Below are 25,564 nucleotides of genomic sequence, written 5' to 3'. Positions count from 1 at the left end.
ATTCGATCCGGCGGGGGTGACGGGCCGGCCCGACCGCCTTAGGGTCGATCGATGGCTGGCATCATCGATCGTTTCCTGCCGGCAAGACGCTGGACGCCGGCGCGGTACCGCGCCCTGCTGCGCGCGCGCGGCCCGCAATCGGTGCAGTTCCGGACGCGGGCGGCGATCCTGATCGGGGCGATCCTGATCGGGATCGTCGCCACGCTCTTCGCGGAGGCGTCGGACTGGGCCGGGGCGACCTTCGCCCGCTACGCCGCGACTTGGCACTGGCTGCCGCTGGCCACCACGCCGCTCACCTTCATGGGGCTGGTCTGGATCACGCGGCGCTATGCACCGCTGGCGCGCGGGTCGGGTATTCCGCAGGTGATCGCCGCGCAGGCGAACCCCAACCTCGCCACCCGGACGCTGATTTCGATCCGGACGGTCGCGGCCAAGGCGGTGTTGACGATCGGCGCCGTGCTCGCCGGGGCCTCGGTGGGGCGCGAGGGGCCGACGGTACAGCTGGCCGCCGCCGTCATGGGGCTGACCCATCGCATCGTGCGCGTGCCGCTGCGCGGCGGGGTGCTGATCGCAGGGGGGGCGGCGGGGGTCGCGGCGGCGTTCAACACGCCGCTTGCCGGGCTGCTGTTCGCGATCGAGGAACTGGCCTCCGCCTATGAACAGCGGGTGACGCTGCTGGTCCTCGCCGCGATCGTCATCGCGGGCATGGTCGCGCAATCGGTGCAGGGCGATTACATCTATTTCGGCGCGATCGGCGCGCATCTGCCGCTTCTGTCCGCCCTGATCGTCGCCCCGGTCGCCGGGGTGGCGGGCGGTCTGGCCGGCGGGCTGTTCTCGCGGATCATGCTGACGATGGCGCTGGGTCGCAACCGGCTGACGCGCTGGTCGCGCGCGCATCCCGTCCGGTTCGCCGGCCTGTGCGGCATCGTGGTCGCCTGTCTGGGCGTCGGCACCGGGCTTACCTGGGGCACCGGCTATTCGGCCGCGCGCGCGATGATCGTCGGGGTCGATGCGCCGGCATGGTTCGGCCCGGCCAAGCTGCTCGCTACCGCGGCGACCGCGATCGCGGGGCTACCGGGCGGCATCTTCGCGCCGTCGCTCGCCGTCGGTGCGGGGGTCGGCAACCTGTTGCGCGGCGCCTTCCCCGGCGAGCCGGCCAGCGCGGTCGTGATCCTCGGCATGGTCGCCTATTTCGCCGGGGTGGTGCGCGCGCCGCTGACCGCGGTCATCATCCTGTCCGAGACGACCGCCAGCCGCGGCCTGATGCTGCCGATGTTCGCGACCGCCTTCATCGCCGATGCCGCCAGCCAGTGGGTCTGCCGCGAGAAACTGTACCATGGCCTGTCGCGGACCTTCGCCATGACGGAGACGCCGACATCGCCCCGACCCTGAAACGGCTTCTGCTCCTGCCGCGCCGCTGGCTGGCCACCGCGACCAGGGGCGTCGATCATGACGGCATCCTGCGACAGATCGCCGACGAGGCGGGATGGTCGGGCCGCTACGTCTTCCTCATCGTGATCTCGGCCGCGATCTCGCTGCTCGGCCTGCTGATGCCCTCGGTGGCGGTGCTGATCGGCGCGATGCTGCTGTCGCCGCTGATGATGCCGATCATCGGCCTGGGTTTCGGCATCGCCACGCTCGATTTCCACGAGATCCGTCGTGCCGCGACCGCGCTGGCGCTGGGATCGGTCATCGCGGTGACGATGTCGGTCGTGCTGATCCTGCTCTCCCCCGTCCAGACCATCACCAGCGAGATCGCGGGGCGGACGCAGCCGACGCTGTTCGACCTGCTCGTCGCACTGCTCTCCGCGATCGCCGGCGGCTATGCGCTGATCCGCGGGCGGGGCGGCACGGTGGTGGGCGTCGCCATCGCGATCGCGCTGATGCCGCCGCTGGTCGTGGTCGGCTTCGGGATCGCGACGTGGAACTGGGTCGTCTTCTCCGGCGCGCTGCTGCTGTTCCTGACCAATGCGATCACCATCGCGCTGACCGCCGCGCTCGTCGCGCGCTGCTACGGCTTCGGCAGTCACCTGTCGCCGCACCATACCGGCTGGCAGCTCGTGCTGTTCGCGGTGGCGATCGGCCTGTTGTCGGTCCCGCTCGGCGCCGGCCTGCGCCGCATCGCCTTCGAGGCGGTGGCGCAGCGTCAGGTCAGGGATGCGCTGGGTGACGATTTCCCCCCCGGCGCCCGGCTCAGTCAGGTGGAGATCGATCACGGCATCGATCCGGTGCGGGTCAGGGCGGTGATGCTGACGCCGCGGATCGAACCCGATGCGGATCGCAAGCTGGCCGCCGATCTGCGGCGGCGACTGGCCCGCGCGGTCGACGTCCATATCGATCAGGTCCGCATCTCGCCGGAGAACGGCGCGGTGGAGGCGGCACAGATCGCCCGCGCCGGCCATGGCGAGGCGCTGTCGGCGGCGACGGCGGCGCGCGCGCGCGACCGCGCAGTGGCGGACGTCGCGATGATCGTCGGGGCCGCGCCCGCCACGGTGCGGGCCGACGAACCCGCCCGCACGATCCGCGCCACCGCCGCGCCGCTGCCCGGCCTGACGGTCGCCGGCTATCGCGATCTGGAACGGCGCGCGGATGCCGCGGCCGCCGGCTGGCAGGCGATCGTCGCACCACCGGACGACGTCGCCCTGCCCGTCGTCGCGATCAGATCGGGGGTGATCGACGATGCCGCGCTCGGCGAGGCCGGCTGGGTTTCCGCCCGCCTCGCCCGCACCCTGCTGGTCGACGGCGCCACCCTGCGCCAGCGGACCGCCGTCGCGGCGGGGATCGTCGCGCGCGGTGGCCTTGCCGCGCCGGGCCGGGCGGGCGGGCGCCTCCGGCTTCGCTGGATGCCACCGGCGGCGGAATGACCGTCACGGCCCGGCGATACCATCATCGTCGACCGCCCCGCGAGAAGGCGGGTGACACCGTGGCACCCGCCGCCTAGCATCGGGCAGGTGCCCGTATCGGCACGGTCAGGCCGGAGACACACGCATTGAGCGGCATCGCCCTGTTCGCGGTGGCATTGACCTATGCGGGGCTGCTGTTCGTCGTCGCCTACCGGATGGACGGTCCGGTGGCGGGCCGGTTTCGGCGGCGCTGGCGGGGCACGGCCTATGCGCTGTCGCTTACCGTCTACTGCACCAGCTGGACCTTCTACGGCGCGGTCGGCAGCGCCAGTGTCGGTGGCTGGTCCTACCTGCCGATCTATGCCGGGCCGATCCTGCTGTACGCGCTGGGTATCGGCTGGCTGGAACGGCTGATCATCGTCGCTAAGCATGTCGGCGCGACCTCGGTCGCCGATTTCATCGGTGCCCGGTTCGGCCGCAGCCGGGGTGTCGCCGCGCTGGTGACGTTGCTGGCACTGGCGGGAACGGTGCCGTACCTCGCGCTTCAGCTGCGGTCGGTCGGCACCACCTATGCGCTGCTGTCGGGCCGCGCCTCGCCGTTGCTGCCGATGGCGGCAACCGCGGTGGTGCTGGCGGCGTTCGCGATGCTGTTCGGCACCCGGCGGTACGAGGCGGCGGGGCAGAATCCCGGCGTGCTGTTCGCGGTCGCGGTCGAATCCGCCGTCAGGTTCATCGCCTTTCTGGCGATCGGGTCGTTCGCGGTGTTCGCGGTCGCGTCGGTGCCGGCGGCGACACGGGCGGTCGCGGTCGACCGGCTGGCGGGGCTGTTCGCGCCGGATCGACTGGGGATGGACGTGGTGGTCACGACGCTGCTGGCGGGCGCCGCCGCGATCTGCCTGCCGCGCCAGTTCCACGTCGCGGTGATCCAGGCGCACGACGCGGCCGATATCCGGCGGGCGCGCTGGCCGTTCGTCGCCTATCTGGGGTTGTTCAGCCTGCTGGTGGTGCCGATCACGCTGGCCGGCGTGGCGGCGGCGCCGGGCGGCATCGCCGACATGCTGGTCATCACACTGCCGCTCCAGGCGGGCGAGCGGGCACTGGCGCTGCTGGTGTTCGTCGGCGGTTTCTCCGCGGCGACGGGGATGGTGGTGGTGGAAACCATCGCGCTGTCGACGATGGTGTCGAACGATCTCGTCGGGCCGCTGCTGGTCCGTCGTCTGGCGATCGCCAGCGAGGCGGATGTCGGGGCCGTGCTGCTGCGCGTGCGGCGGACGGTGATCGCAGCGCTGATGGCGATCGCGCTGGGCTATGCGGCGGCGATGGCGGACGGCGTGACGCTGGCGGGGATCGGGCTGGTCGCGTTCGGCGCGATGGCGCAGTTCGCCCCCGCGCTGGTGATGGCGGTGGCGGCGGATCGCCGCGACGCCCCGGCGGCGAAGGCGGGGCTGGTGACGGGCTTCGCGATGTGGGCGATCTTCGTCCTCGCGCCCGCGCTGGGCGCCGCCGCGCCGTGGCGCGGGCTGACCGACGCCACCGGGTTGAGCGCGCCGGTGGCGGGCGCGGCGTGGAGTCTGGCGGCCAACCTGTTCGTCCACGCGCTGGTCGCGGCGCGCGGCGCACGACGTCCCCGCCTGACGATCGCGTGCGCGGACCGTGCCGGTGCGGGCCAGCTGAAGACGCTGGGCGAACTGGTCGAGTTCGTCGCGCGGTTCGTCGGCCCGGACAAGGCGGCCGATGCGCTGGCCGGCGATGCGGGCGCGTCGGTCGGCCGGGCGCAGGCGCGCAGCGCGGAACGGCTGGTGGCCAGCGTCGTCGGCGCGCCCTCCGCGCGATCGCTGATGGCCTCGGCACTGTCGGGCGCGTCGCTGAACGCCACCGACGTGGCCCGGATGCTCGACGAGAGCGGGCAGAGCCTGCAATTCTCGCAAGGGCTGCTCGCCGCGACGCTGGAAAATATCGATCCCGCGGTCAGCGTCGTCGATCGCGATCTGGCGCTGGTCGCCTGGAACACCCGCTATCTGGAGATGTTCGGATTCCCGCCGGGCATGATCCGCGTCGGTGCGCCCGTCGCCGATGCGATCGCCTTCAACGCGCTGCGCGGCGAATGCGGCCCCGGGGAGGTCGACAGTCATGTCGAACGGCGCCTCGCCAACATCCGCCGCGGCCGGCGGCACAGTTTCGAGCGGACCCACGCCGACGGGCGCGTGCTGAAGACGGTGGGCGGGCCGATGCCCGGTGGCGGCTACGTCATGTGCTTTTCCGACGTGACGGCGGAGGCACAGGCGCGCCGCGTGCTGGAAAGCGCGCGCGCCGATCTGGAGGCCCGCGTCGCCCTGCGCACCGCCGAGTTGACCGCGGTCAACATCGACCTCGCCCGCGCGACCGCTGACAAGACGCGCTTTCTGGCGGCGGCGAGCCATGATCTGATCCAGCCGCTCCACGCCGCGCGGCTGTTCACGGCCGCGCTCGACCGGGAGCTGGGCGGCCATCCCCTGGCCGGGAAGGTCGACCAGTCGATCGTCGCCGCCGAACGCCTGCTGCGCGCGCTGCTCGACATTTCCCGGCTCGACGCGGGCGGGATCGAGCCGGTGGTGCGGCCGCTCGCGCTGCGCCCGCTGTTGCGCGAACTGATCGACGGCTTCGCGCCGCAGGCGGCGGCCAAGGGGCTGACGCTCCGCCTCGCCCCGGGGGACGCGGTGGTGGCCAGCGATCCCGCGATGGTCAGGTCGATCGTGCAGAACCTGATGTCCAACGCGGTCCGCTACACGATGCGCGGCGGCGTCGTCATCGGCCTGCGTCGACGGGCAGCGCATATCGTGATCGAGGTCTGGGACAGCGGCCCGGGCATCCCGCCCGCCGACCGGCAGCGCATCTTCGGCGAGTTCGAACGGCTGGAAAACAGCGACGATGTCGGCGTCGGGCTGGGGCTGGCGATCGTCGAGCGGACCGCGCGACTGCTCGACGTGCCGCTCACCCTCACCAGCGTGGTGGGGCGCGGCAGCCGGTTCGCGGTGGCCTTGCCCCGGACCACGGCGGTGCCGGCCCCGATCGGCGTGCCGACGCCGCCAGGCATCGCCCGCCCCGCGACGATCCTCGTCGTGGACGACGACAGGCGGGTGGGCGATGCGATGGCGGCGATGCTGGCCGCCCGTGGCCACCGGGCGATCCCCGTCCGCGACGCATCGGCCGCGATGGCGGTGGCGGCGAATTATGACGCGGCGCTGGTCGATTTCCATCTGGGCGGCCCGCTCGACGGTCTCGCGCTGATCGCTGCGCTGCCCGCCGTCCCGGCGGCGCTGGTGACCGCCGATCCCGATCCGGCGCTGGCGCAGCGCGTCGCCGCGCGGGGGCTGGCGCTGCTGGCCAAGCCGCTCGATCCGTCGGCGTTCGATGCCTGGCTGGCGAACGCCCTCAGTCGGTAGTGCCAAGCCCCAGCGCGCGGGCGGCCAGCGCGGCCTGGGTGCGATTGGTGACGTCCAGCTTGCGCAGCACCGCGGTCATGTGCGCGCGCACCGTCGCCTCGCTGATGCCCAGGTCGTGGGCGATCTCCTTGTTGTACCGCCCGTCGAGCACCCCCAGCAGCACCTTGAGCTGGGTCGGCGTCAGCGACGCGACGCGCGCCGCCGCGTCGCTGATCGCGTCGTGCGGCCCGCCTTCGTCCGCCGCCACCGCCTCGCCGTCCAGCGCCGCCGCCACCGCGCGCTCGATCGCGGCCAGATCGGCGTCCTTGCCCAGGAAACCGACCGCGCCGAACCGCCGCACCTCGGGCAGCGCCCGTGCGGGATCGGCGCTCGACACCACGAGGATCGGCACCGCCGGCCGCTCGGCATGGAGGAGCGCCACCCCGGAATAGCCGGTCGCCCCCGGCATCTTCAGGTCGAGCAGCATCAGCAGCAGGTCGTCCGTTTCCGCCGCCAGTGTCGCGGCGCGCGCCAGCGTGCCCGCCTCCACGATGCGCGCCGTGGGGCGCACCGTGGCGACCGCCAGCATCAATGCCTGGCGGAACAGCGGATGGTCGTCCGCAATCAGGATCGTGCCGGTCAGCCGACGCGATCCCGGATCAGCGCATCGACCACCGACGGGTCGGCCAGCGTGGAGGTATCGCCCAGGCTCGACGTGTCGCCCTCCGCGATCTTGCGCAGGATGCGGCGCATGATCTTGCCGCTCCTGGTCTTGGGCAGGCCCGGCGCGAATTGCAGCGCGTCGGGCACGGCGATCGGGCCGATCTCCTTCCTGACCCATCGGCGCAGCTCGTCGCGCAGCTCATCGGACGGCGCGGTGTCCGCATTCAGCGTCACATAGGCGTAGATGCCCTGCCCCTTCACGTCGTGCGGCATCCCGACGACCGCGGCCTCGGATACCTTGGCATGGGCGACCAGCGCGCTCTCCACCTCGGCGGTGCCCATGCGATGGCCGCTGACGTTGATGACGTCGTCGACCCGGCCGGTGATCCAATAGTCGCCGTCCGCATCGCGCCGCGCGCCGTCGCCGGTGAAATACTTGCCGGGATAGGTCGTGAAATAGGTCTGCACGAACCGTTCGTGATCGCCCCACACGGTGCGCATCTGCCCCGGCCAGCTATCGGCGAGGACCAGATTGCCTTCGGTCGCGCCCTCCAGCACCTGCCCCTCGGCATCCACCAGTTGCGGCTGCACGCCGGGCAGGGGCTTGGTGGCGCTGCCCGGCTTGGCGTCGGTCGCATGGGGGGAAGGCGCGATCATGATCCCGCCCGTCTCGGTCTGCCACCAGGTGTCGACGATCGGGCAGCGGCCATTGCCCGCGACGTCGTGATACCAGCGCCATGCCTCCGGATTGATCGGTTCGCCGACGCTGCCGAGCAGCCGGAGCGAGGCGCGCGACGACCGCTTCACCCAGTCGTCGCCCTCGCGCATCAGCGCGCGGATCGCGGTGGGGGCGGTGTAGAAGATATTGACGCCGAGCCGGTCGATCGTCTCCCAGAAACGGCCATGGTCGGGATAGTTCGGCACGCCGTCGAACATCACCGTCGTCGCGCCGCTGGCCAGCGGGCCGTAGACGACATAGCTGTGGCCGGTCACCCAGCCCACATCCGCCGTGCACCAGAATACCTCGCCGTCGCGATAGTCGAACACGTCGCGGAACGTCTTGGTCGCCCAGACCAGATAGCCGCCGGTCGTGTGCAGCACGCCCTTGGGGCTGCCGGTCGAGCCGGACGTGTAGAGGATGAACAGCGGGTCCTCCGCGTTCATCGGCTCGGGCGCGCAGTCGGGCGCGGCCTGCGTCACCGCCTCGTCGTACCAGAGGTCGCGGCCCGCCGTCATCGCCACCTTCCCGCCCGTGCGCCGCACGACCAGGACGCGGGCGACATCGGGGCAGTTCGCGAGCGCGGTATCGACATTGGCCTTCAGCGGAATGCGCTTGCCGCCACGGCAACCCTCGTCCGCGGTGATGACGATCCGCGAGCCGCAGTCGCGGATGCGGCCGGCCAGGCTGTCGGGCGAGAAACCGCCGAACACGACCGAATGGACCGCGCCGATCCGGGCGCACGCCAGCATCGCCACCGCCGCCTCGACGATCATCGGCAGGTACAGCGTCACGCGGTCGCCCTTCACCACCCCTTGCGCCTTCAGCACGTTGGCGAAGCGGCAGACCCGTTCGTGCAGGTCGCGATAGGTGACGCGCAGCGTCTCGCCCGGCTCGTCGCCTTCCCAGACGATCGCGATCTGATCGCCGCGCGTGGCCAGATGCCGGTCCAGGCAGTTCGCCGAAACATTCAATTGCCCGTCCGCGAACCAGCGGATGCGGAAATCAGCGGCGTCGAACGATGTGTCCTTCACCTCGCGGTAGGGCACGATCCAGTCCACGCAGCGCCCATGCTCGCGCCAGTAGCCGTCCGGGTCGGCCGCCGCCGCGGTGTGGGCGCGGTCCAGGGCATTGGCGGGCGCATCATCGCTCTGGTCGTCGGGCCGGTGGATCGCGACGGACATCACTCTCTCCTGATCTACTGTTGTGGCGCGTTCTAGGGGCTGGCGGCGGCGAGCGGTATACGACGTTTATCGCGGTTCCGCAGCAGCGGTCCTTGGGCGATGATGCCTCCAAGAAAACACGGGCACGACCCGTCAGGGCAGGAGAGGCGGATGAGCGGGCTCGCATATCGTATGCCACGACCATGGGCGTTGTCGGGCGTTGCCGCGCTGGCGCTCATGCCGGCGCCCGCCCATGCCCAGAACGCCACCCCGCGCGAGGCGGCGCTGGAGGCGCGGCTGAAGATGCTCGAACAGGCGGTGGTCGATCTCCGTGCCGAACTGGCCGAACGACGCGCCACGGCGGCGACCGCCCCTTCGCCACCGCCGCCGGTACAGGCAGCACAGACCCCCTCCGCACGGGCCCCCTCCACCCCGACGCAACCGGCACCCGTCGCGGTCGCATCCGGCCCGACGCGCGAAGCGGCCAATCCGCAGGTGGCGAACAGCGGCATCGCCGGCCGTCCGACCGCCAACAGCGCCGCCACCGGCACGGCGACGGCGTCGAACGACGGGTTCCGGATGGGCAACACGACGGTGAAGCTGGGCGGCTTCGTCCGCCTCAACGTGATCGGCAGCCGGTACAGCGACGGCGAGGTCGCGGTCGGCGGTCTGGGCAAGGAGTTCTTCCTGCCGCAGCAGATTCCCGTCGGCGGCGGCTTCTCCAGCCAGGACCTGCTGTTCTCCGCGCGCCAGACGCGGCTGGTGTTCAGCACCGCGACGCCGGTCAACGGTATCGAGGCCAAGACGCTGGTCGAATTCGACTTCGCGCTGGCGACCGCGCCGGTCGGCGCGCAGCGGGCGACCAACCCCTATGTCCCCACCTTCCGGCGTGGCTTCATCGAATATGGCAACCTGCTCGTCGGGCAGGAGTGGTCGACCTTCCAGAATCTCGGCGTGCTGCCCGAGACGACCGACTTCGTCGGGCCGCTCGACGGCACCGTGTTCAACCGGCAGGCGCTGATCCGCTACACGATCCCGCTGCGCCCCGGCCTGTCGCTGCAGGTCGCCGCCGAAAACGCCAACACGCAGACCGCGCTGCCGACCAACCCCGCGCTGGTCGATACCGACGACGACCGGCTGCCCGACATGGTCGCGCGGATCAACTGGAAGGCGTCGCTGGGCGAATTCGCGCTGGCCGGCGTCGCGCGCGAAATCCGCACCGACACTCTGGGCGTCGGCCACTCGACGTTCGGCTGGGGGCTGTCGGGATCGGGCAAGATCCCGATCGGACGACGCAACGACCTGCGCTTCATGGCGACCTATGGTCAGGGGATCGGCCGTTATCTGGGGCTTGGATACGTCCCCGACGCGATCTTCGGCGGGCCGGTGCAGCGGCTGGCCCGGATCGACAATTTCGCCGGGTTCGCGGCGTTGAAGATCGGCTGGACCGATACGATCCGCTCCACCTTCATGGGCAGCTACCAGTCGGCCGAGTATCCCGATGGCATTGCGGTGACCGGCCTGGCCAACGCCAAGTCCTATGGCGGGGCGGCCAACCTGTTCTGGTCGCCGGGCAAGGGCTTCGACATCGGGGTCGAGTATCGGCACGCCGTCCGCGAATTGCTGTCGGGCGACACCGGGGCGCTCGACCGCCTCGAATTCGCATTCAAATTTGGCTTCTAGAACAATCAGGGAGAGCGGCGCGATGGCGACGACATATGACGGGGCGACCGATCCGGGCGCTACCTTCCAAAGCGACAAGAAGGTCATCATCGCCTCGTCGCTGGGCACGGTGTTCGAATGGTATGATTTCTACCTGTACGGGCTGCTTGCCACCTACATCTCGGCGCAGTTCTTCTCGGGCGTGAACGAGACGACCGGGTTCATCCTGGCGCTTGGCGCGTTCGCGGCGGGGTTCGCGGTCCGGCCGTTCGGCGCGCTGGTGTTCGGGCGGATCGGCGATCTGGTCGGACGCAAGAACACGTTCCTCGTCACGATGGGGATCATGGGCCTGTCGACCTTCTCGGTCGGCCTGCTGCCCTCCTACACCTCCATCGGGGTCGCCGCGCCGCTGCTGCTGGTCCTGTTGCGGCTGCTCCAGGGGCTGGCGCTGGGCGGGGAATATGGCGGCGCCGCGACCTATGTCGCCGAACATGCGCCGCAGCATCGCCGCGGGCTTTATACCAGCTTCATCCAGACCACCGCGACGCTCGGGCTGTTCGCGGCGCTGCTCGTGGTGATCGGGCTGCGCTATCTGCTGGGCGAGGAGGCGTTCGCCTCATGGGGCTGGCGCCTGCCGTTCATCATCTCGATCCTGCTGCTCGGCGTATCGCTGTGGATTCGCCTCCAGCTCGCCGAAAGCCCCGCGTTCCAGCGGATGAAGGACGAGGGCAAGACCTCCAAGGCCCCGCTGACGGAGGCGTTCGCCCGCTGGGGCAACCTCAAGATCGTGCTGATCGCCCTGTTCGGCGCCGCGATGGGGCAGGCGGTGGTGTGGTACACCGGCCAGTTCTACGCGCTGTTCTTCCTCGAAAAGATGCTGAAGGTCGATGGCGCGACCACCAACGTGCTGATGGCGGTGGCGCTGGCGCTGGGCACGCCGTTTTTCGTGATCTTCGGCTGGCTGTCGGACAAGATCGGGCGCAAGCCGATCATCATGGCCGGCTGCGCGCTGGCGGCGCTCACTTACTTCCCGCTGTTCGGCGCGCTGACCCAGGCGGCCAACCCGGCGCTGGCGGCGGCACAGGCGGCCTCGCCGATCACCGTCGTCAGCCACGACGCCGACTGTTCGGTGCAGTTCGATCCGATCGGCCGCAACAAGTTCGACAGCAAGAGCTGCGATATCGCCAAGTCGTTCCTCGCCAAGAACGGCGTCAACTACACCAATATCGAGGCGCCGGCCGGCACCGTCGCGCAGGTCCGCATCGGGCAGCAGACCTTCACCGCGCCCGATCCGACGCAGGTGACCGGCGCGGCGCGCGCGGCCGCGATCACCGCCTATCAGGGCGAACTGAAGGGCGCGATCGCCGCGGCTGGCTATGCCGCCAAATATGATCCGGCGGGCATGAACACGCCGCTGGTCATCGCGATCCTGTTCTTCATGGTGCTGCTGGTGACGGCGGTCTACGGTCCGATCGCGGCGCTGCTGGTGGAGCTGTTTCCCACCAACATCCGCTACACCTCAATGTCCCTGCCCTATCATATCGGCAATGGCTGGTTCGGCGGCTTCCTGCCGACCACCGCCTTCGCGATGGTCGCGGCGACGGGGGATATCTATTACGGGCTCTGGTATCCGGTGGTGCTGGCGGTGGTGACGCTGGTGCTGGGGCTGCTGTTCCTGCCCGAGACCTTCAAGCGCGACATCAACGCCTGACCACGCACGGGGAATGCCGACGCGCCATGCGTCGGCATTCCCCGTTCATCGCCCTCCTCCGACGGGCTGATCGCCGTGATCGGCTTTCTCGCGGCATTCATCCTGTCGAAAAGCGGCGGGTGACGTGCATCCCCGCCAACGATCACCCATGACATTGCGCCGGTCTTGCAGTGATTCTGCCCTGTTCGCAGGACGAGAATAAGGGATATGATCCCTCGACCGGACAGACGCGGTTCACTCACCCAAATACGTCATTTTACCTGTCCCATATCGGAACAGTCGCCCAGTACCCGCAAATTAAGTGTTAAAATTTGGTTACATCCGAACAAGCTATCTCTAGTGACGCCCCTGCGTCTCGCGAATCACCGCTGGGATGCGCGTAACCGGGTGTATCCATGACTTCCTTCAAGACGATGCTGCTTGCCGCAGCGGTATTTGCCGTGCCCTCGACCGCCAATGCAGCGCTGGTCGGCAGCCTGGGCGGCGGCACCGGTCCGTTCCGTACCCTGACCTCGGCCGGTCTCGACGACGGTGCCATTGCGACGCTTTCGGGCGGCGCGGTCTACACGGCGGATCTGCCCTTCGCCGACATTCCCGAGGGTGACATCGCCGGCAACGCGTTTCTCGCCGCCGGCGTGCAGGCCGGCCAGCCCGCCGTGCTGAACTTCACGAACCCGACGACGTATGTCAGCTTCCTGTGGGGTTCGCCGGACGTCTACAATCGCCTGTCGCTGACCACCAGCGTCGCGACCTACGCGTTCGACGTCGCCAGCCTGGGCTTCGCGGTTCGTGACGGCAACCAGTCGTTCTCGCAGTACGTGCAGTTCGCGGCATCGGCCGGCGAGACGATCACCAGCCTGTCGTTCAGCAACGCGCCCATGACGGACGCGTTCGAAGTCGCCAACTTCACCGTCACCGCGGTGCCCGAGCCCGCTACCTGGGGCATGATGCTCCTCGGCTTCGGCATGGTGGCCGGCGCTGCCCGCTATCGTCGTCGCAGCACGAAGGTCGTGTACGCCTGATCTAGCCTCGGCTACGATCGTATCGAGGGGCGCCGGTCGGAAGATCGGCGCCCTTTTCGTTGCGGGGCGATCGGGTTTGCGTCGCCGATGTGGCGAACCCGATCAGAGATCATCCAGGAAGTTGGTGAGCATGACGTCGACACAATCCGGATGCGACCATGCGCGATTGCGCGCCCTGTTGCTGGATGCGATCCTCGAAGCCGACAAATGCGATGACAACATCGTCGCCGCCCATATCGAAACCGCCCTCGCCGTGCTCCGCGAAGATGGACCGGATCAATCCAGCGATCGCTGAACGGCGTACAGTCTTTCCAGCAGGTTGCTGACGACCGCGTGGCCCCGAACGCTCAGGGCCAGCAACTCACCCCGGCGATCGATCAGGCCATGATGTTCGAGGGCGCCGATCCAGCGCTCCGTGACGGACGGTGCGAGGCTTCCGGGCGGTGTCAGATCACCGGCCGACAGATACTGGGCATCCTCTTCGGCGACATGAAGCGCCAGCAGGATGTCGAGGCCCGGCGAGCCATAGAAGCCGGACGGCAGGCAGTCCGCCGCCACCCGCGATGCGCATAACATGCGACGGGCCAGTTTTGCCGTCGTCGTCGCCGCCAGCGTGCGCGCGGGGCCATGCGGCGGGTCCAGCGTCTTGGTCATATCATTCCCCTGACCGATGCATCGGACTAGTGATTCCGCCCTCGATTCAAGGCGGTTGCATGTCGCGTAGGGGTTGCTTTCACACCTTGCAACGCTGGAACCAACGGGGAACGACGGGGCCGGCGGATCGGGCGCCCGCCGGCCCCGTCGCGCCCCTCACATCGTGAACCGCACGCCGGCCCGCACCCGCCGGTCGGCCGGGACGGGCGATACCGCCGCGCCGTCGGCCAGCGTCAGGTTCTCGCCCGCCGCGAACAGCTCAAGCCCGGGGGTGAGCCGAAAGCCGGCCCTGGCATCGACCGCGACCGCATCGTCGACCGGGTAGAGCAACAATTGCGGGGTGCCGGAGAAGGCGAACTGACGGGTGGCGGCGGTATATCGCGCCACGCCGGACAGCGACAGCCGCCCGGCCGTATAACCCAGCGTGACGTTGGCCTTGTGGGCCGGCGTGGTCGATTCGGGTGACAGCGCATAGGGGATCGGCAGAGCGGTGCCGGTCAGTCGCTCGTCCGTATGGGTCCAGGTGTAGTTGCCGCGCCACGACAGGCCGCCGATCGTGCCCGATGCGGACACCTCGGTGCCATAGGTGGTGAAATCGCCGACCGTCCTGAACCGCGCCACCAGCGAGGGCAGCGGCGTGAGGAACAGTTCGGTCTGCAACCCGTCGCCGGGCGAAGCGATCGCATCGTTGGTCCGCGTCGCGAACGCCGTCACTTCCAGCTTCGTCGTGCCCAGCGCGTGGACATAACCGATCTCGCCGCTCCACACGCCGGCCGGATCGATCCGGGGCGATCCGGCGACGAAGACCGGCACCGGCGACGGCGTGATGATGGCCAGGCGCGTGCCCAGATTGGCCAGCGACGGCAATTGATAGCCGCGCCCGCCATTGATCCGCAGCAGCCCCTGATCGCCGGTACGGACCAGCATCGCGACATTGAAGGTGACGCGGGTGAACGCCCGGTCGAAATCGCGGGGATCGTTATAGGCGGGCTGGGCGATCATGCCGTCCTGATGCAGCCACAGGCGATCCAGCCGTCCCGCCGCGGTCAGCGAGATACGATCGTCCGGATGCACGTCGAGCATCGCGTTCGCCGATGCCACGTCATACGAGATCTGCCGGGCGAACTGGTCGATCGAGCGCAGCCGGCTGTTGCGGTATTCGCCACCCAGCCGCAGCGTGTCGGTCGTGCCCAGACGGACGAGCGTGGACGCCTGGGTGACGATGATCCGGTTCCTCATCCTGATCGGGACACTGGTGTCGACCGCCGTGCCGACGCCGTATCGCGCATCCAGCCAGTTGACGTAGCCGTTCAGCCTCACGCCGCCCCAGTTCGTGTCGCGCGCCGCCGTGGCATGGACGTTGTCGCTGCGGTAACGCTGGTTGGACAGCAACTGGCTCGGCAGATATTCCATCTGGCGGTTGGTGGCATGGCCGCCCCCTACCGCCAGATCCAGCCCGCCGACCGTGCCGGTGACGTCGCCCGACACCTGATCGCTGACGACATCGCCGATCATGTCGGGTCGCAACAGCGACGCGGGGATGCGGCGTTCGTTTTCGCGGGCATGGCCGCCCGCCAACTTGATCGCGATCGCCGACGTGACGGGCAGCATCACCGATCCCGCCAGCTTGCCGGTGCCGTGATTGCCCCCTTCCGCCATCGCCGTCGCGGACGGTGTCCCCCCGGCACGCCGGGTGATGATGTTGACGACGCCGGTCGCGGCGTTGAACCCGAACAGCGCGTTGGCCGGCCCCCGCACCAGTTCGATCTGCTGGATTTCGTCGAGCTGCACGCCGAGCAGGTTCCAGTCGGTCATGCCGTAATGGTCGAGATAGACCTGCTGGCCGTCGAGCAGCACGAGCAGCCGGGCGTTGTAGGTCTGCACCCCGCCGCGCACCGCGACGTCGCTGTGTCCCGCCGTCCAGCGGTTCACGTCGATCCCGGCATAGGTCTTCAGCAGCCCCGGCACGTCGCGCGCCGGGGAACGGGCGATCTCCGCCTGCGTGATGATGATCGTCGAGGCGGGCAGTTCGGATGCGCGTTGCGGCTTGCCGGTGACGCTGGTCGTCACCGGTTCGCCGATCGCGTCCTGCAACGCCTGGTAATCGATCGATTGCGCGAGCGCGGCGGGGGAGGTGACGGCGGCGCCGACGAGGGCAACCAGGCGAAGGGTGCCGATGCGAAGGGAAACGGACATCAGATTTCCTTGACCAGCATCAGGAATGCCGATCCGAAGCGGATATTGGCCGCCCGCGCGGCGGCACGGCTGACGGTGATCTGCACCTTGGGGCTGGTGGCGATCCCGACCACGCAATGGCCCGCCTGCACGCAGGCGGGGTCCGACGAGATGGTGAGCACCGACGATCGCGCGGCCACGGCGGAGATGTTGTCCTGTTCCCCGCGCAGACCGGTGGTCACGAAGGCGACCTGATAGCCGGTCAGCGTGCCCATCGACCCGATCGGCACCCGCCGCGTCCTGATCGTGCCGCGCCCCGCGCTGATCCCCGATCCCGTGGACCGCTCGATCGCGTCCGCTTCGGCCTCCGATGCCTCGTTACCCGGCGCGAACAGGATCGCCGCCGGGACGGCACCGGCACGGGCCGGCAAGGTAAACGACACGACCCGCGCCGCGATGGGCACGTTAAGACCCGCCGAGGTCGGCGTCGCCCACCCCGACACTGCCAGCGCACACGCCAACCTACTTAAATGCAAAGAAATAACCCCTTCTCGATACCGAAGGGGGCATAGGGCGCACGACTATCCAATCAGTTAACGCGGCGGCGCCTCGGTCGCCCGGGCCATTTACCGTTCCCAGGGGATCGCGAACGCCCGGTGCGCGGGAAGACGCCGGCGATCACCCCGCCACGAGGGGCGACCACGCGGCGCCAGTACGCTTCCGCTCTACCGTGCCAAGCCCATGATCCTTCCCTCCGCGCTATCGAACGAACGGACAGGGACCATCGAGACCCGGTTGATCCGTGACATGAAAAAGGGCCGCCAACCTCCCGGTTGGCGACCCCTCCCTTACGCCCATGTCATGGGAGGAATCAGGCGTAGGCGATTTTCGTAGCACGACGACGGTACCGAGCGGTCGCACCGATCATGCCGAAGCCGACCAGCATCATCGCCCATGTGGCGGGCTCGGGAACGGCGCTGGTGACGCTGAGGGTACCCAATGCGGTGGACAGCGAATTGTTGGAAAACAGCGTGAAGTTACCTGTCAACAACGTTGGAGCGACCAACGTGCCGGAGAACAACTGCTGACCGAAATATGAGGCGGTCGGCGAGTTAAATCCACCGCCATCAGCGGGGGTATAAAATGTGAAACCGGGAGTGGCAGATGCTGGCGCGCCATTTACAGTGTAATTCTGCACATTGACCATGAAAGAAAAAGGACCAGTGTTAAAAGATGCCGGGGTGCTGTCGATGTTAAAGGTGAAGTTCGGCTGGTTGGCCGCAGTTGCGGTGAAATTGTACAGTAGCGGTGCTGCCGTCGCAGGAACGGCAACAACAGCGGAGCCCAGCAGCACCGCGACCAATGTGATTTTCTTCATCATCCACCCCTTTGAAGCCCGATTGCTCCGTTGCGGCCTTATTGCTGCAGGACGAACGATGCCGCAATCATCTGAATTGGTTAACATATCCCGAATTGGGGCGATCGTCATTGTAGCGAAGCCGCCAGTCTCATGACTGGCGGCGCCATTATCTGGCCGCAGGGCATCGAAAAGGGCCGCTGACGGGCGATCAGCACCCCACTCACTTCCAAAAGGGAAAGGATCAGGCGTAAGTGGCCCTGACAGGACGCCGACGGTAACGAGCGGTTGCACCCACCATGCCGAAGCCGACCAGCATCATCGCCCATGTCGGCATTTCGCGACCTGCCATGGCGAACCAATCGCACGAAAATCACCCCGCAAGGTGACACCCTTCGAGCACCGGCAGCTGAATCACTGTTTCTATGGAGGAAATGGTGCCCGGAGACGGATTCGAACCGCCGACACTGCGATTTTCAGTCGCATGCTCTACCAACTGAGCTATCCGGGCAGACCGCTGTCGCGATCGGAAGCGCGTCCCTAGTCGGGCTGTTCGGGGTTGTCCAGCCCCTCCGGCACCGGCGGGCCGGGGATACGATATCCCTCGCCCAGCCATTGCAGCAGATCGCGGTCGCGGTGCCGCGCCGAACAGAAGGGTTTGTACGCGGGCACGGCGGGATCGCCGCAGATCGGACAGGTCGGCTCGGCCATCACGCACTCTCCCATTCGTGGACGACGCCGGTGCGCCGCGCCAGTTCCGCCAGCCAGGGCGGCCGCGCCGTCAGGGCCGCATGCACCGCGGGCGTCACCCGGTGGCGCCGGTCGGATCGCGGCGGCGCCCGCTCGATCTGCCGGAGCAGCGCCCGCGCCGCCGATGCCGCCGGGTCGGCGCGCCACCGTTCGGGCAGCGACGCGCGCGGGCGCGGACAGACGATCTGGAGGAAACCGAACCCGTTCATCGCCGTCCGCTCGAACGGCATCGGCAGCGCGGCGTCGATCGCGGTGGCCACCGCCAGCCGCTCCGCCTTGCCCGCCACGGTCGGGAAATCGATCCCGATCGATCCGCCGATGCCATGCCGGCGAATCGCCGCCGCCACCACCGGCGCCGCCGCCAGCGCCAGGCTGGCGGCCGGTGGCGCACCATCGACGTCGAACAGCGTCATCGCCGGGGTCGGCGTCATCCGCAGCGTGCCGCCGGCAAAATCGATATCGCCGTGCATCGCCTCGTCCAGCAATTCGGACCAGCCCGCCGCCTCCAGATCGTCCGCCTCATGCGCCTGCAACCGGCGGACGGGATGGCCGCTGGCGGCGATTCGCGCCCGCAGATCGGGACCGGGCGCGGGCGGCAGGTCGCTCGGCATCGCCTTGGCGGGCTTCAGCCGCCGCCCTTCGGCCATCGCCTCGCGCGTGATCGCGACGGTCAGCGCCGCGCCTTGGGTGATCCCCGCCGGCAACGCGCCCAGCAGCGCCTCGCCGCCATCCTCCAGCACCACCCGCCCCCGCCGCACCGGCAGCAGCTCGACCAGCCGGGCGCGGTGGACGCCGCCGACCAGCGGTCCGGCATCGTCCGGCTCGATCGCCGCGACGACGATCCGGCCGTCCTCGACCAGCGCGGCGCGCGCCTCGCCGATCCCCGCCTCGTACAGCCACTCAGCCAAGCGGCGCGTCGACCGGATAGCCCGCGGTCAGCAGCATCGCCCGCGCCTCGAACAGCGGCAGGCCGATCACGCCGGAATGACTGCCCGACAGAAAGCGCACGAACGCCTCCGCCCGGCCCTGGATCGCATAGCCGCCCGCCTTGCCCAGCCCTTCGCCGCACGCGACATAGGCGTCGATCTCCGCAGGCGTCAGCGGCTTGAACGCGACGATCGTGTCCGCGATCCTCGTGCGGACCGTGCCCGCCCCGTCGATCACGCACAGCGCCGACAGCGCATGGTGGCGGCGGCCCGACAGCAGGGCCAGCAGGCGGCGCTGCACCGCCTCGGTATCGGCGGGGGGCAGGATGCGGCGGCCGACCGCGATCGTGGTATCGCCCGCCAGCACGATCTCGCCCGGCGCCCGCGCCACGGCCTGCGCCTTTTCGGTCGCCAGCCGCAGCGCATAGGCCCGCGGCACCTCGCCCACGCGCGGACTCTCGTCGATCGCGGGGGCGGCGATACGCGCGGGCACGACGCCGATCCGCGCCAGCAGATCGCGCCGGCGCGGCGAGGACGATGCGAGAACGAGCGTCACCGGCGCGGGTCCGGCCGGCACCACGCCGTCACTTGAAGCGATAGGTGATCCGCCCCTTGGTCAGGTCGTACGGGGTGAGTTCGACCAGCACCTCGTCGCCCACCAGCACACGGATGCGGTTCTTGCGCATCTTGCCGGCCGTGTGGCCCAGAATCTCGTGATCGTTTTCGAGCTGTACACGGAACATCGCGTTGGGGAGCAATTCCACCACGCGGCCGCGCATCTCGAGCAGTTCTTCCTTGGCCAAACAAAATCCTCAGGCAAGCGTAAAGGCGCGTCGCCCTACCCGATCGGCGCCCGAAAGGAAAGACAGGACGATGCCCGTGATGATATGGGGTCGCCGCGGCCCCGCAAAAGGGCGTATCGCACGGGCCACCGCCACCGGGTCATGATGGTTGCCAAATATTTTCCGGCAGGGGAACCATCGGCACTGCCGGAAGAACGCACCCGTTGTATCCGGGCCAGCGCGCTGCCATGGCACGGCATCTGACTGTTCCTATCCCGGAGTTTGCCCGCATGTGCGGTATCGTCGCCTTCGTCGCCGACCATTCCATCGCGGAGCGCACCGTCCGCGCGCTCGAACAGCTCGAATATCGCGGCTATGATTCCTATGGCTTCGCGTTCGTCGTCGCTTCCGGGCTGGAGATCGTGCGCGGCGTCGGCCCGCTGTCGGAACAGGCGCCCGCCCTGATCGCCGGCGGCCTGCCGACCGCCCATGCCGCGATCGCGCACACCCGCTGGGCGACGCATGGCAAGGTATCGGTGCCCAACGCGCATCCGCACCGCTCGTTCGACGGCAAGTTCGCGGTGGTCCACAACGGCGTCATCGACAATTATCTGGAGTTGCGGCGCGATCTGACCGCCACCGGCGTCGTCTTCGCGTCGGAAACCGATACGGAGGTGATCGCCCACCTCCTCGCGCGTCATTATGCCGACACCGCCGATCTGGACACCGCGCTGCACGCGACGCTCGCCGCGCTGTCGGGCGAATTCGGGCTGGCGATCACCTGCACCGACCAGCCCGGGCTGCTCGTGGCGGCCCGCCGGATGAGCCCGATCGCGGTCGGCATCGCCGGCGGCGCCGGCTATGTCTGTTCCGATCCGATCGCGGTCGCCGGGCAGGACGGCTGGATCGCCTATCTCGAAGAGGACGAGATCGCCTTCGTCACCGAGGATGCGGTCCGCATCGCCTCGTTCGCCACCCCCGACTTCCCGGTGCGCGAGGTCGGGAAGATCGCGCTGACCACCGTCGCGGAGGCATCCGAGCTCGGCCGCTGGCCGCATTACATGATCAAGGAGATCAACGAGACCGCGGCATCGGTGCGGATGGTGGCGGGTATGCCGCGCAGCGCGTTCGCGCCCGCCGTCGCGCGGCTGGCCAAGGGGGATATCGCGCTGTGCGGTGCGGGCAGCTCGCACTATGTCTGCATGCTCGGCCAGTATTTCTTCCACCAGATCGCCGGCCGCCGCGCGATCTGCCATTCCGCCGACGAGTTCATGAACCTCACCCGGCTCGATGCCGACGCCACGCTGATTACCATCTCGCAGTCCGGCGAAACGTACGACACGCTGCGGGTGATGGAATATGCGCAGGCGGACGGCGCCGCGCTGGTCGCGGTCAACAACGTCGCCGGCTCCACCGCGCAGCGGATGGCGGAGTTCCCGATCCTGCAACAGGCCGGGCGCGAGGTATGCGTGCTGTCGACCAAGTCGGTCGTCAGCCAGACCGCGATCGCCTGGCGCCTCGCCGCCGAACTGGCCGCCGGCCCTGACGGCGACGCCGCCGACCTCACCGATCTCGCCACGCTCGCCACCCAGCTCGACGGGCTGGTGCAGGGCATGTCCGATACGATCCGCGACGTCGCCGAACGCTATCGCTGGATCGAGCACTGGTTCTTCCTCGGGCGCGGTCTCCACTGGCCGGTCGCCGCCGAATCGGCGCTGAAGTTCAAGGAAGTGTCGTACATCCATGCCGAGGCGATGCCGGCGGGCTTCCTGAAGCACGGCACCATCTCGCTGATCGATGAGAAGTTCTTCACCGTCGCCTTCATCCCGAATGCGCAGACCGATCCCGAATCCTTCGCGCACGTCGTCTCCAGCCTGCACGAGATCGCGGCGCGCGGCGGCAACATCATCGGCTTCGGCCACGACCTGCCCTCGACCTTCGCGGAAGGGCTGCTGGAGGCGTATATCCAGCTGCCCAGCGTCTCGAAGTTCATGGACCCGGTGATCCAGATGGTCGCCGGCCAGCTCTTCGCCTATCACGGCGCGGTGAAGCTGGGCCGCAACATCGACCGCCCCCGCGCGCTGGCCAAGGCCGTCACCGTCCGCTGATGCTGTCCTACAGCGCCGCCTTCCGGTAATCCCCGCCCGACGCTGCTTCCGCCGAAGGAGCGTCGGGCGGGGTGGGAATGCACAGGCGACGGATGCTAGGGACGGTCGATCGGGCGATGACGACCGTCACCGCCCTGCACCCGTCTGCCGCGCACCCCTGTAGGATGGGACTTTCGTGACTTTCCGGTGTGACTTTCCGCGCGGCTTTCCGGCCTCAGGGGGCGGGCATCCGCCGCACCGGCGGCATCGCGTTGCAGATGTCCGCGCCCCCCGCCGGCACCACGAAGAACGGCGGCGTCCGGTTCTCCCGCGCCGCGATCCACGCGGTGAAGCGCGGATTGGCGGTCGCCCGGTACTGGTAATGCGGCCGCTCCGCCGCCGGCAGGTCGCTCGCCAGCCGGACCGAGACGATCGCCGTCCGCTCGCCCTCCGTCTTGTAGAAGCCCAGATCGCCCGTGCCGCGCGGCAGTACCGACAGCCGCTCGATCCCCTCGATCACCCGGCCGACCACCGCGATGTTGCGGTCCAGCGCGCGCGGGGCATGGCCGATCGCGGTGTACAGGTCGCCGCCGCTGCCGGTGCTGGGCGCCAGATCGCGCGCCACGCCGACCATGCCGTAACAATGCGGCAGCCACGTCGCCGTGCCGCTCCCCGCCAGCGGCCAGCCATCGGCGCTGTAGCCCGCCCATTCGGCATAGGGATCGCGGCGCGTCAGCCTCGAGACCGGCGCCGCGCCGCCCGTCCATTCATATTCGGCGGGCGGATTGGCGACGACGCCGTCGGGCAACGGCTTCTTCTCGGTCGCGTCGCCCCATTGCGCGACGTAATTGTCCTGCACCCGGTACACGCTGCCGCCGGCGTCCCACCATCTGGCCGCGGCCAGCCGCCGGATGTTGCCGACATGCGCCGGCGCATATCCCGCCGCCAGCCGCACCGTCACCGTCCCGCCGCCGGCCAGCGTCATCACCAGCACCTCGTCGTCGGGCATCGTCACCCAGTCGGCGGGCAGCGGATCGGCGGGTTGAACCGTCACGGGCGCCGCCGGGGCGGCCGCCTGCATCGACAAAGCGAGGAGAAGGGCGATCATCCCGCGAACCTGCCCCAGCCCGGCCGCGCACGCAATCTCTTGCACCGACGCGCCCACCCGCCTAGGGGGCCTGTTCCAAGCATGCGGAGCGGTGGCCGAGTGGTCGAAGGCGCTCGCCTGGAAAGTGAGTATACGCCAAAAGCGTATCGAGGGTTCGAATCCCTCCCGCTCCGCCAAGTTTTCCCTACCCAAGGGCAGTTCCACCCTCACCTACCGTAAGGCCGGGCTATGCCCCTAGCGACCGGTCGCCACCGATCCGCTGCGCGATGAAGTCGGCGTGCGACGGCATCCGCTGCGCGGCGAGCGCGGTCACATGGGCGATGCGGTCGAGGCGGCCGGCGGCGTCCGCCAAGGGCATCGTCGCCGCCAGCGGATCGTGCCCACGGGCGCACAGCCCCTGTCCGTCCATCACCGCAAGCCAGCTCGTTCTGGTGAACAGTTCGTCCGCCTCGCGGAAAATCCGTCCCGTGGCGCGGTAGATGCGGATCCGTTCGGCCAGCGTCTCCGGCACGGCCATCGTCCGCAGCCGGCGCCAATAGGCGGTGTCGTCGCGTTCGGTGGCATGGAAATGCAGGATCAGGAAATCGCGGATCGTCTCGAACTCGGCGGTCATCAGCCGGTTGTAGCGACGGGTGTCGGCCGGCTCGAACGCCCGCGTCGGCAGCATCTCCAGCAGTCGGGCGATGCCAGCCTGCACGAGGTGGATACTGGTCGATTCCAGCGGCTCCATGAACCCGCTCGCCAATCCCAGCGCCACGCAGTTGCCGACCCAGAATGCCTCGCGGCGCCCGGTGCGGAACCGCAGCAGCCGGGGTTCGGCCAATGCCTCGCCGTCTAGATTGGCGAGCAGCGTGGCGGTCGCCTCGTCGTCGGAAAGATCGCCGGACGCATAGACATAGCCATTGCCGGTGCGATGCTGGAGGGGGATACGCCACTGCCATCCGGCGGCGCGCGCGGTCGACCGGGTGAAGGGCGTCGGCGGCCCGTTGTTGGCGGAGGGCACCGCGACCGCCCGGTCGTTGGGCAGCCACGCGCTCCAGTCCTCGAACCCGGCGCCCAGCGCCTCGCCGATCAACAGGCCGCGAAAACCCGAACAGTCGATGAACAGGTCCGCGGCGATCCGCTCTCCCCCCGCCAGCACGACCGCCTCGATGAAGCCGTCCGGCGCACGGCGGATCACCTGCCCGACCCGCCCCTCGCGGCGCACGACCCCCGCCGCTTCGGCATGGCGGCGCAGGTAACGGGCATAGAGGCCGGCATCGAAATGAAAGGCATAGCCGATATGCGACAGGGGCGAGTTGCCCCCCGGCACCGGCCGCATGAACCGGCCGCCGGCGGCGGCCGCCGCGCAGATCGAATAGGCGTCGAGCGGTTGCGCCTGCCCCGCCTGCCGCAGCCGATGCCACATCGCCTCGAACGGTACCGCGCCGGCATCGACGCCATAGGTCCCGAACGGATGGAAATACCGATGGCCGGGGCGCAGCCAGTCGACGAATTCGATACCCAGCTTGAAGCTGCCCATCGTCTCGCGAACGAACTCGTCCTCGTCCAGCCCGAGCAGCGCGTTGAACGACTGGATCGGCGGGATCGTCGCTTCACCCACCCCGATGGTGCCGATCTCCTCCGATTCGACGAGCGTGATCGCGATCCGCTGCGTGCCCAGCACGCGTGACAGCGCCGCCGCCGCCATCCAGCCGGCGGTGCCGCCGCCGACGATGGCGATGCTGCGCAACGGCCCGTCGCGGTTCATGCCGTCACCACCCGGCCCGTTACCATCTGGCCCGTCACCACCCGGCATTGCAGGAACAGGTTGCCCGTCAGCCGCCCGCGTCGCGGATCGGCGGCCGCCGCCGGCGGCGTGCCGATCAGCCCGGAATGGAGCAGCCCGGCACGGTACAGGATCAGCCGGTCCGGCCGTGCCTCGATCATGCCGATCCCCTCGAACAGGTCGCCGCCCGCCGCGACCGCATAGGCGGCCGCCGGGGGTGTCCGGACCAGTTCGGGATCGAGGGCGGCGCGGTAGGCGGCCAGGCGCGACCCGTCGATCGTCTCGTACCCGGTCGCCCGGTGGCGGAAAAAGCCGGTGCCGCCCGATCCGCAATCGCACAGGAAATGCACGGTGGCGAACTGGAGCGCGTCGGCGGTGTCGACATGCGGAATACGCTGCTCGACGGTCAGTTCGGCCGGTGGCGTCGTGACGAGCGAGAAATTGCCGCGCGCCCGCACCGGCGCGACGGGGCCGGTGCCGAAATGCGTCTCGATCAGCGGCAGGACCGAGCGTACCATCGCATCGAGATATGTCGTCGGTGCCGGCCCCAACAGGCCGGGATAATGACTGCCGACCTCGCCTGCCGGCTGGAACCGTGTCCGCGCCGCCTGTTCGATCAGGGTAGCGAGCGCACCGGTCGCCCCGTCGACGATCACGACGGGCTGGCCTTCGCGGCCGACAGGCATCACCTGCACGTCGCGGACAGTGGGTGCGGGCGCGGCGATCATTTCCGGCATCCTATCGCGTTCCGGCCGGCATGGCCCGCACGGTTTT

General features: G+C 69.1%; 19 protein-coding genes, 2 tRNA genes and 3 pseudogenes. 9 read left to right on the top strand and 15 right to left on the bottom strand.

The features are described 5' to 3' along the window. Positions 1-51: 51 nt before the first annotated feature. The 3 genes from IFT82_RS07610 (at position 52) to IFT82_RS07600 (ending at position 6,265) form a co-directional block, all read left to right on the top strand. Complete coding sequence (locus IFT82_RS07610) at positions 52-1,392, top strand: chloride channel protein (RefSeq protein ID WP_192125705.1); 1,341 nt, start codon at positions 52-54, stop codon at positions 1,390-1,392. After that, positions 1,311-2,864 (top strand): DUF389 domain-containing protein, encoded by a 1,554-nt coding sequence (locus IFT82_RS07605; protein WP_342355071.1) that lies wholly within the window; start codon positions 1,311-1,313, stop codon positions 2,862-2,864. The genes IFT82_RS07610 and IFT82_RS07605 overlap by 82 nt, the downstream gene beginning before the upstream one ends. A gap of 125 nt (positions 2,865-2,989) precedes the next feature. Beyond that, positions 2,990-6,265 carry a PAS-domain containing protein gene (locus IFT82_RS07600; RefSeq protein ID WP_244646584.1) on the top strand — a complete coding sequence of 1,092 codons (3,276 nt, stop codon included), beginning with the start codon at positions 2,990-2,992 and terminating at the stop codon, positions 6,263-6,265. Here the strand turns inward: IFT82_RS07600 and IFT82_RS07595 are convergent. Together IFT82_RS07595 and acs are read right to left on the bottom strand one after the other, a co-directional pair. Continuing rightward, positions 6,255-6,833, bottom strand: a complete 579-nt coding sequence (locus IFT82_RS07595) for a response regulator transcription factor (protein WP_244646583.1) — start codon at positions 6,831-6,833, stop codon at positions 6,255-6,257. The genes IFT82_RS07600 and IFT82_RS07595 overlap by 11 nt on opposite strands. Before the next feature lie 50 nt (positions 6,834-6,883). Beyond that, a complete protein-coding gene (acs, locus tag IFT82_RS07590; RefSeq protein ID WP_192125704.1) occupies positions 6,884-8,809 on the bottom strand; it encodes an acetate--CoA ligase in 1,926 nt (641 codons plus the stop codon). Between the two features lie 150 nt (positions 8,810-8,959). On the opposite strand from acs, the gene IFT82_RS07585 reads away from it, so the two are divergent. The 4 genes and pseudogenes from IFT82_RS07585 (at position 8,960) to IFT82_RS21165 (ending at position 13,478) form a co-directional block, all read left to right on the top strand. Further along, positions 8,960-10,471, top strand: a complete 1,512-nt coding sequence (locus IFT82_RS07585) for a DcaP family trimeric outer membrane transporter (protein WP_244646582.1) — start codon at positions 8,960-8,962, stop codon at positions 10,469-10,471. Positions 10,472-10,493: 22 nt separating this feature from the next. Further along, the gene (locus IFT82_RS07580; RefSeq protein ID WP_192125703.1) at positions 10,494-12,161 is read left to right on the top strand and encodes an MFS transporter; all 1,668 of its coding nucleotides are present in this window, start codon (positions 10,494-10,496) and stop codon (positions 12,159-12,161) included. A 599-nt stretch (positions 12,162-12,760) separates the two neighbouring features. After that, positions 12,761-13,183 (top strand): annotated as a pseudogene (locus IFT82_RS20795) (PEPxxWA-CTERM sorting domain-containing protein); the annotation flags it as partial. A 166-nt stretch (positions 13,184-13,349) separates the two neighbouring features. Next, positions 13,350-13,478: a hypothetical protein gene (locus IFT82_RS21165; protein WP_274602221.1), complete on the top strand. Its 129-nt coding sequence runs from the start codon at positions 13,350-13,352 to the stop codon at positions 13,476-13,478. Here IFT82_RS21165 and IFT82_RS07570 read toward each other — a convergent pair. The 10 genes and pseudogenes from IFT82_RS07570 to infA all read right to left on the bottom strand — a co-directional run bounded on the left by IFT82_RS07570 (position 13,460) and on the right by infA (position 19,848). Beyond that, on the bottom strand, positions 13,460-13,837 hold the full coding sequence (locus IFT82_RS07570) for a hypothetical protein (protein ID WP_192125702.1): 378 nt from the start codon (positions 13,835-13,837) through the stop codon (positions 13,460-13,462). The two genes, IFT82_RS21165 and IFT82_RS07570, sit on opposite strands and share 19 nt — an antisense overlap. Before the next feature lie 156 nt (positions 13,838-13,993). Then, complete coding sequence (locus tag IFT82_RS07565) at positions 13,994-16,033, bottom strand: TonB-dependent receptor plug domain-containing protein (protein ID WP_192125701.1); 2,040 nt, start codon at positions 16,031-16,033, stop codon at positions 13,994-13,996. Then, positions 16,033-16,533: a YfiR/HmsC family protein gene (locus IFT82_RS07560; protein ID WP_207105750.1), complete on the bottom strand. Its 501-nt coding sequence runs from the start codon at positions 16,531-16,533 to the stop codon at positions 16,033-16,035. Before IFT82_RS07560 ends, IFT82_RS07565 begins: the two co-directional genes overlap by 1 nt. A 350-nt stretch (positions 16,534-16,883) precedes the next feature. Continuing rightward, positions 16,884-16,997 (bottom strand): annotated as a pseudogene (locus tag IFT82_RS21435) (PEPxxWA-CTERM sorting domain-containing protein); the annotation flags it as partial. A 616-nt stretch (positions 16,998-17,613) separates the two neighbouring features. Beyond that, positions 17,614-17,709, bottom strand: a pseudogene (locus IFT82_RS21430) (PEPxxWA-CTERM sorting domain-containing protein); the annotation flags it as partial. Between the two features lie 95 nt (positions 17,710-17,804). After that, positions 17,805-17,880: transfer RNA gene (locus IFT82_RS07545), tRNA-Phe, on the bottom strand. 29 nt (positions 17,881-17,909) lie between these two features. Beyond that, positions 17,910-18,080, bottom strand: a complete 171-nt coding sequence (locus IFT82_RS07540; RefSeq protein WP_192125698.1) for a DNA gyrase inhibitor YacG — start codon at positions 18,078-18,080, stop codon at positions 17,910-17,912. Beyond that, positions 18,080-19,027, bottom strand: a complete 948-nt coding sequence (locus tag IFT82_RS07535; RefSeq protein WP_192125697.1) for a ribonuclease — start codon at positions 19,025-19,027, stop codon at positions 18,080-18,082. Before IFT82_RS07535 ends, IFT82_RS07540 begins: the two co-directional genes overlap by 1 nt. After that, positions 19,020-19,601 carry a Maf family nucleotide pyrophosphatase gene (locus IFT82_RS07530; RefSeq protein WP_192125696.1) on the bottom strand — a complete coding sequence of 194 codons (582 nt, stop codon included), beginning with the start codon at positions 19,599-19,601 and terminating at the stop codon, positions 19,020-19,022. The genes IFT82_RS07535 and IFT82_RS07530 overlap by 8 nt, the downstream gene beginning before the upstream one ends. A 28-nt stretch (positions 19,602-19,629) precedes the next feature. Next, positions 19,630-19,848, bottom strand: a complete 219-nt coding sequence (infA, locus tag IFT82_RS07525; protein WP_007403889.1) for a translation initiation factor IF-1 — start codon at positions 19,846-19,848, stop codon at positions 19,630-19,632. 269 nt (positions 19,849-20,117) lie between these two features. On the opposite strand from infA, the gene glmS reads away from it, so the two are divergent. Beyond that, positions 20,118-21,935 (top strand): glutamine--fructose-6-phosphate transaminase (isomerizing), encoded by a 1,818-nt coding sequence (glmS, locus tag IFT82_RS07520; protein WP_192125695.1) that lies wholly within the window; start codon positions 20,118-20,120, stop codon positions 21,933-21,935. Positions 21,936-22,149: 214 nt separating this feature from the next. Here glmS and IFT82_RS07515 read toward each other — a convergent pair whose 3' ends face one another. Then, the gene (locus tag IFT82_RS07515; RefSeq protein ID WP_192125800.1) at positions 22,150-23,022 is read right to left on the bottom strand and encodes a peptidylprolyl isomerase; all 873 of its coding nucleotides are present in this window, start codon (positions 23,020-23,022) and stop codon (positions 22,150-22,152) included. 85 nt (positions 23,023-23,107) lie between these two features. Between IFT82_RS07515 and IFT82_RS07510 the strand changes: the two genes are divergently transcribed. After that, a tRNA-Ser gene (locus IFT82_RS07510) sits at positions 23,108-23,198 on the top strand. A gap of 50 nt (positions 23,199-23,248) precedes the next feature. On the opposite strand, the gene IFT82_RS07505 is transcribed toward IFT82_RS07510, so the two are convergent. Beyond that, entirely contained in the window at positions 23,249-24,772 is a 1,524-nt protein-coding gene (locus IFT82_RS07505) for a tryptophan halogenase family protein (protein WP_192125694.1), read from the bottom strand. Beyond that, positions 24,769-25,518 (bottom strand): DUF6445 family protein, encoded by a 750-nt coding sequence (locus IFT82_RS07500; protein WP_192125693.1) that lies wholly within the window; start codon positions 25,516-25,518, stop codon positions 24,769-24,771. The genes IFT82_RS07505 and IFT82_RS07500 overlap by 4 nt, the downstream gene beginning before the upstream one ends. Positions 25,519-25,564: the final 46 nt, after the last annotated feature.

The sequence above is a fragment of the Sphingomonas sp. CFBP 8760 genome (assembly GCF_014841615.1).
Lineage (GTDB): Bacteria > Pseudomonadota > Alphaproteobacteria > Sphingomonadales > Sphingomonadaceae > Sphingomonas.
This window is presented reverse-complemented; position numbering and strand designations above follow the sequence as displayed.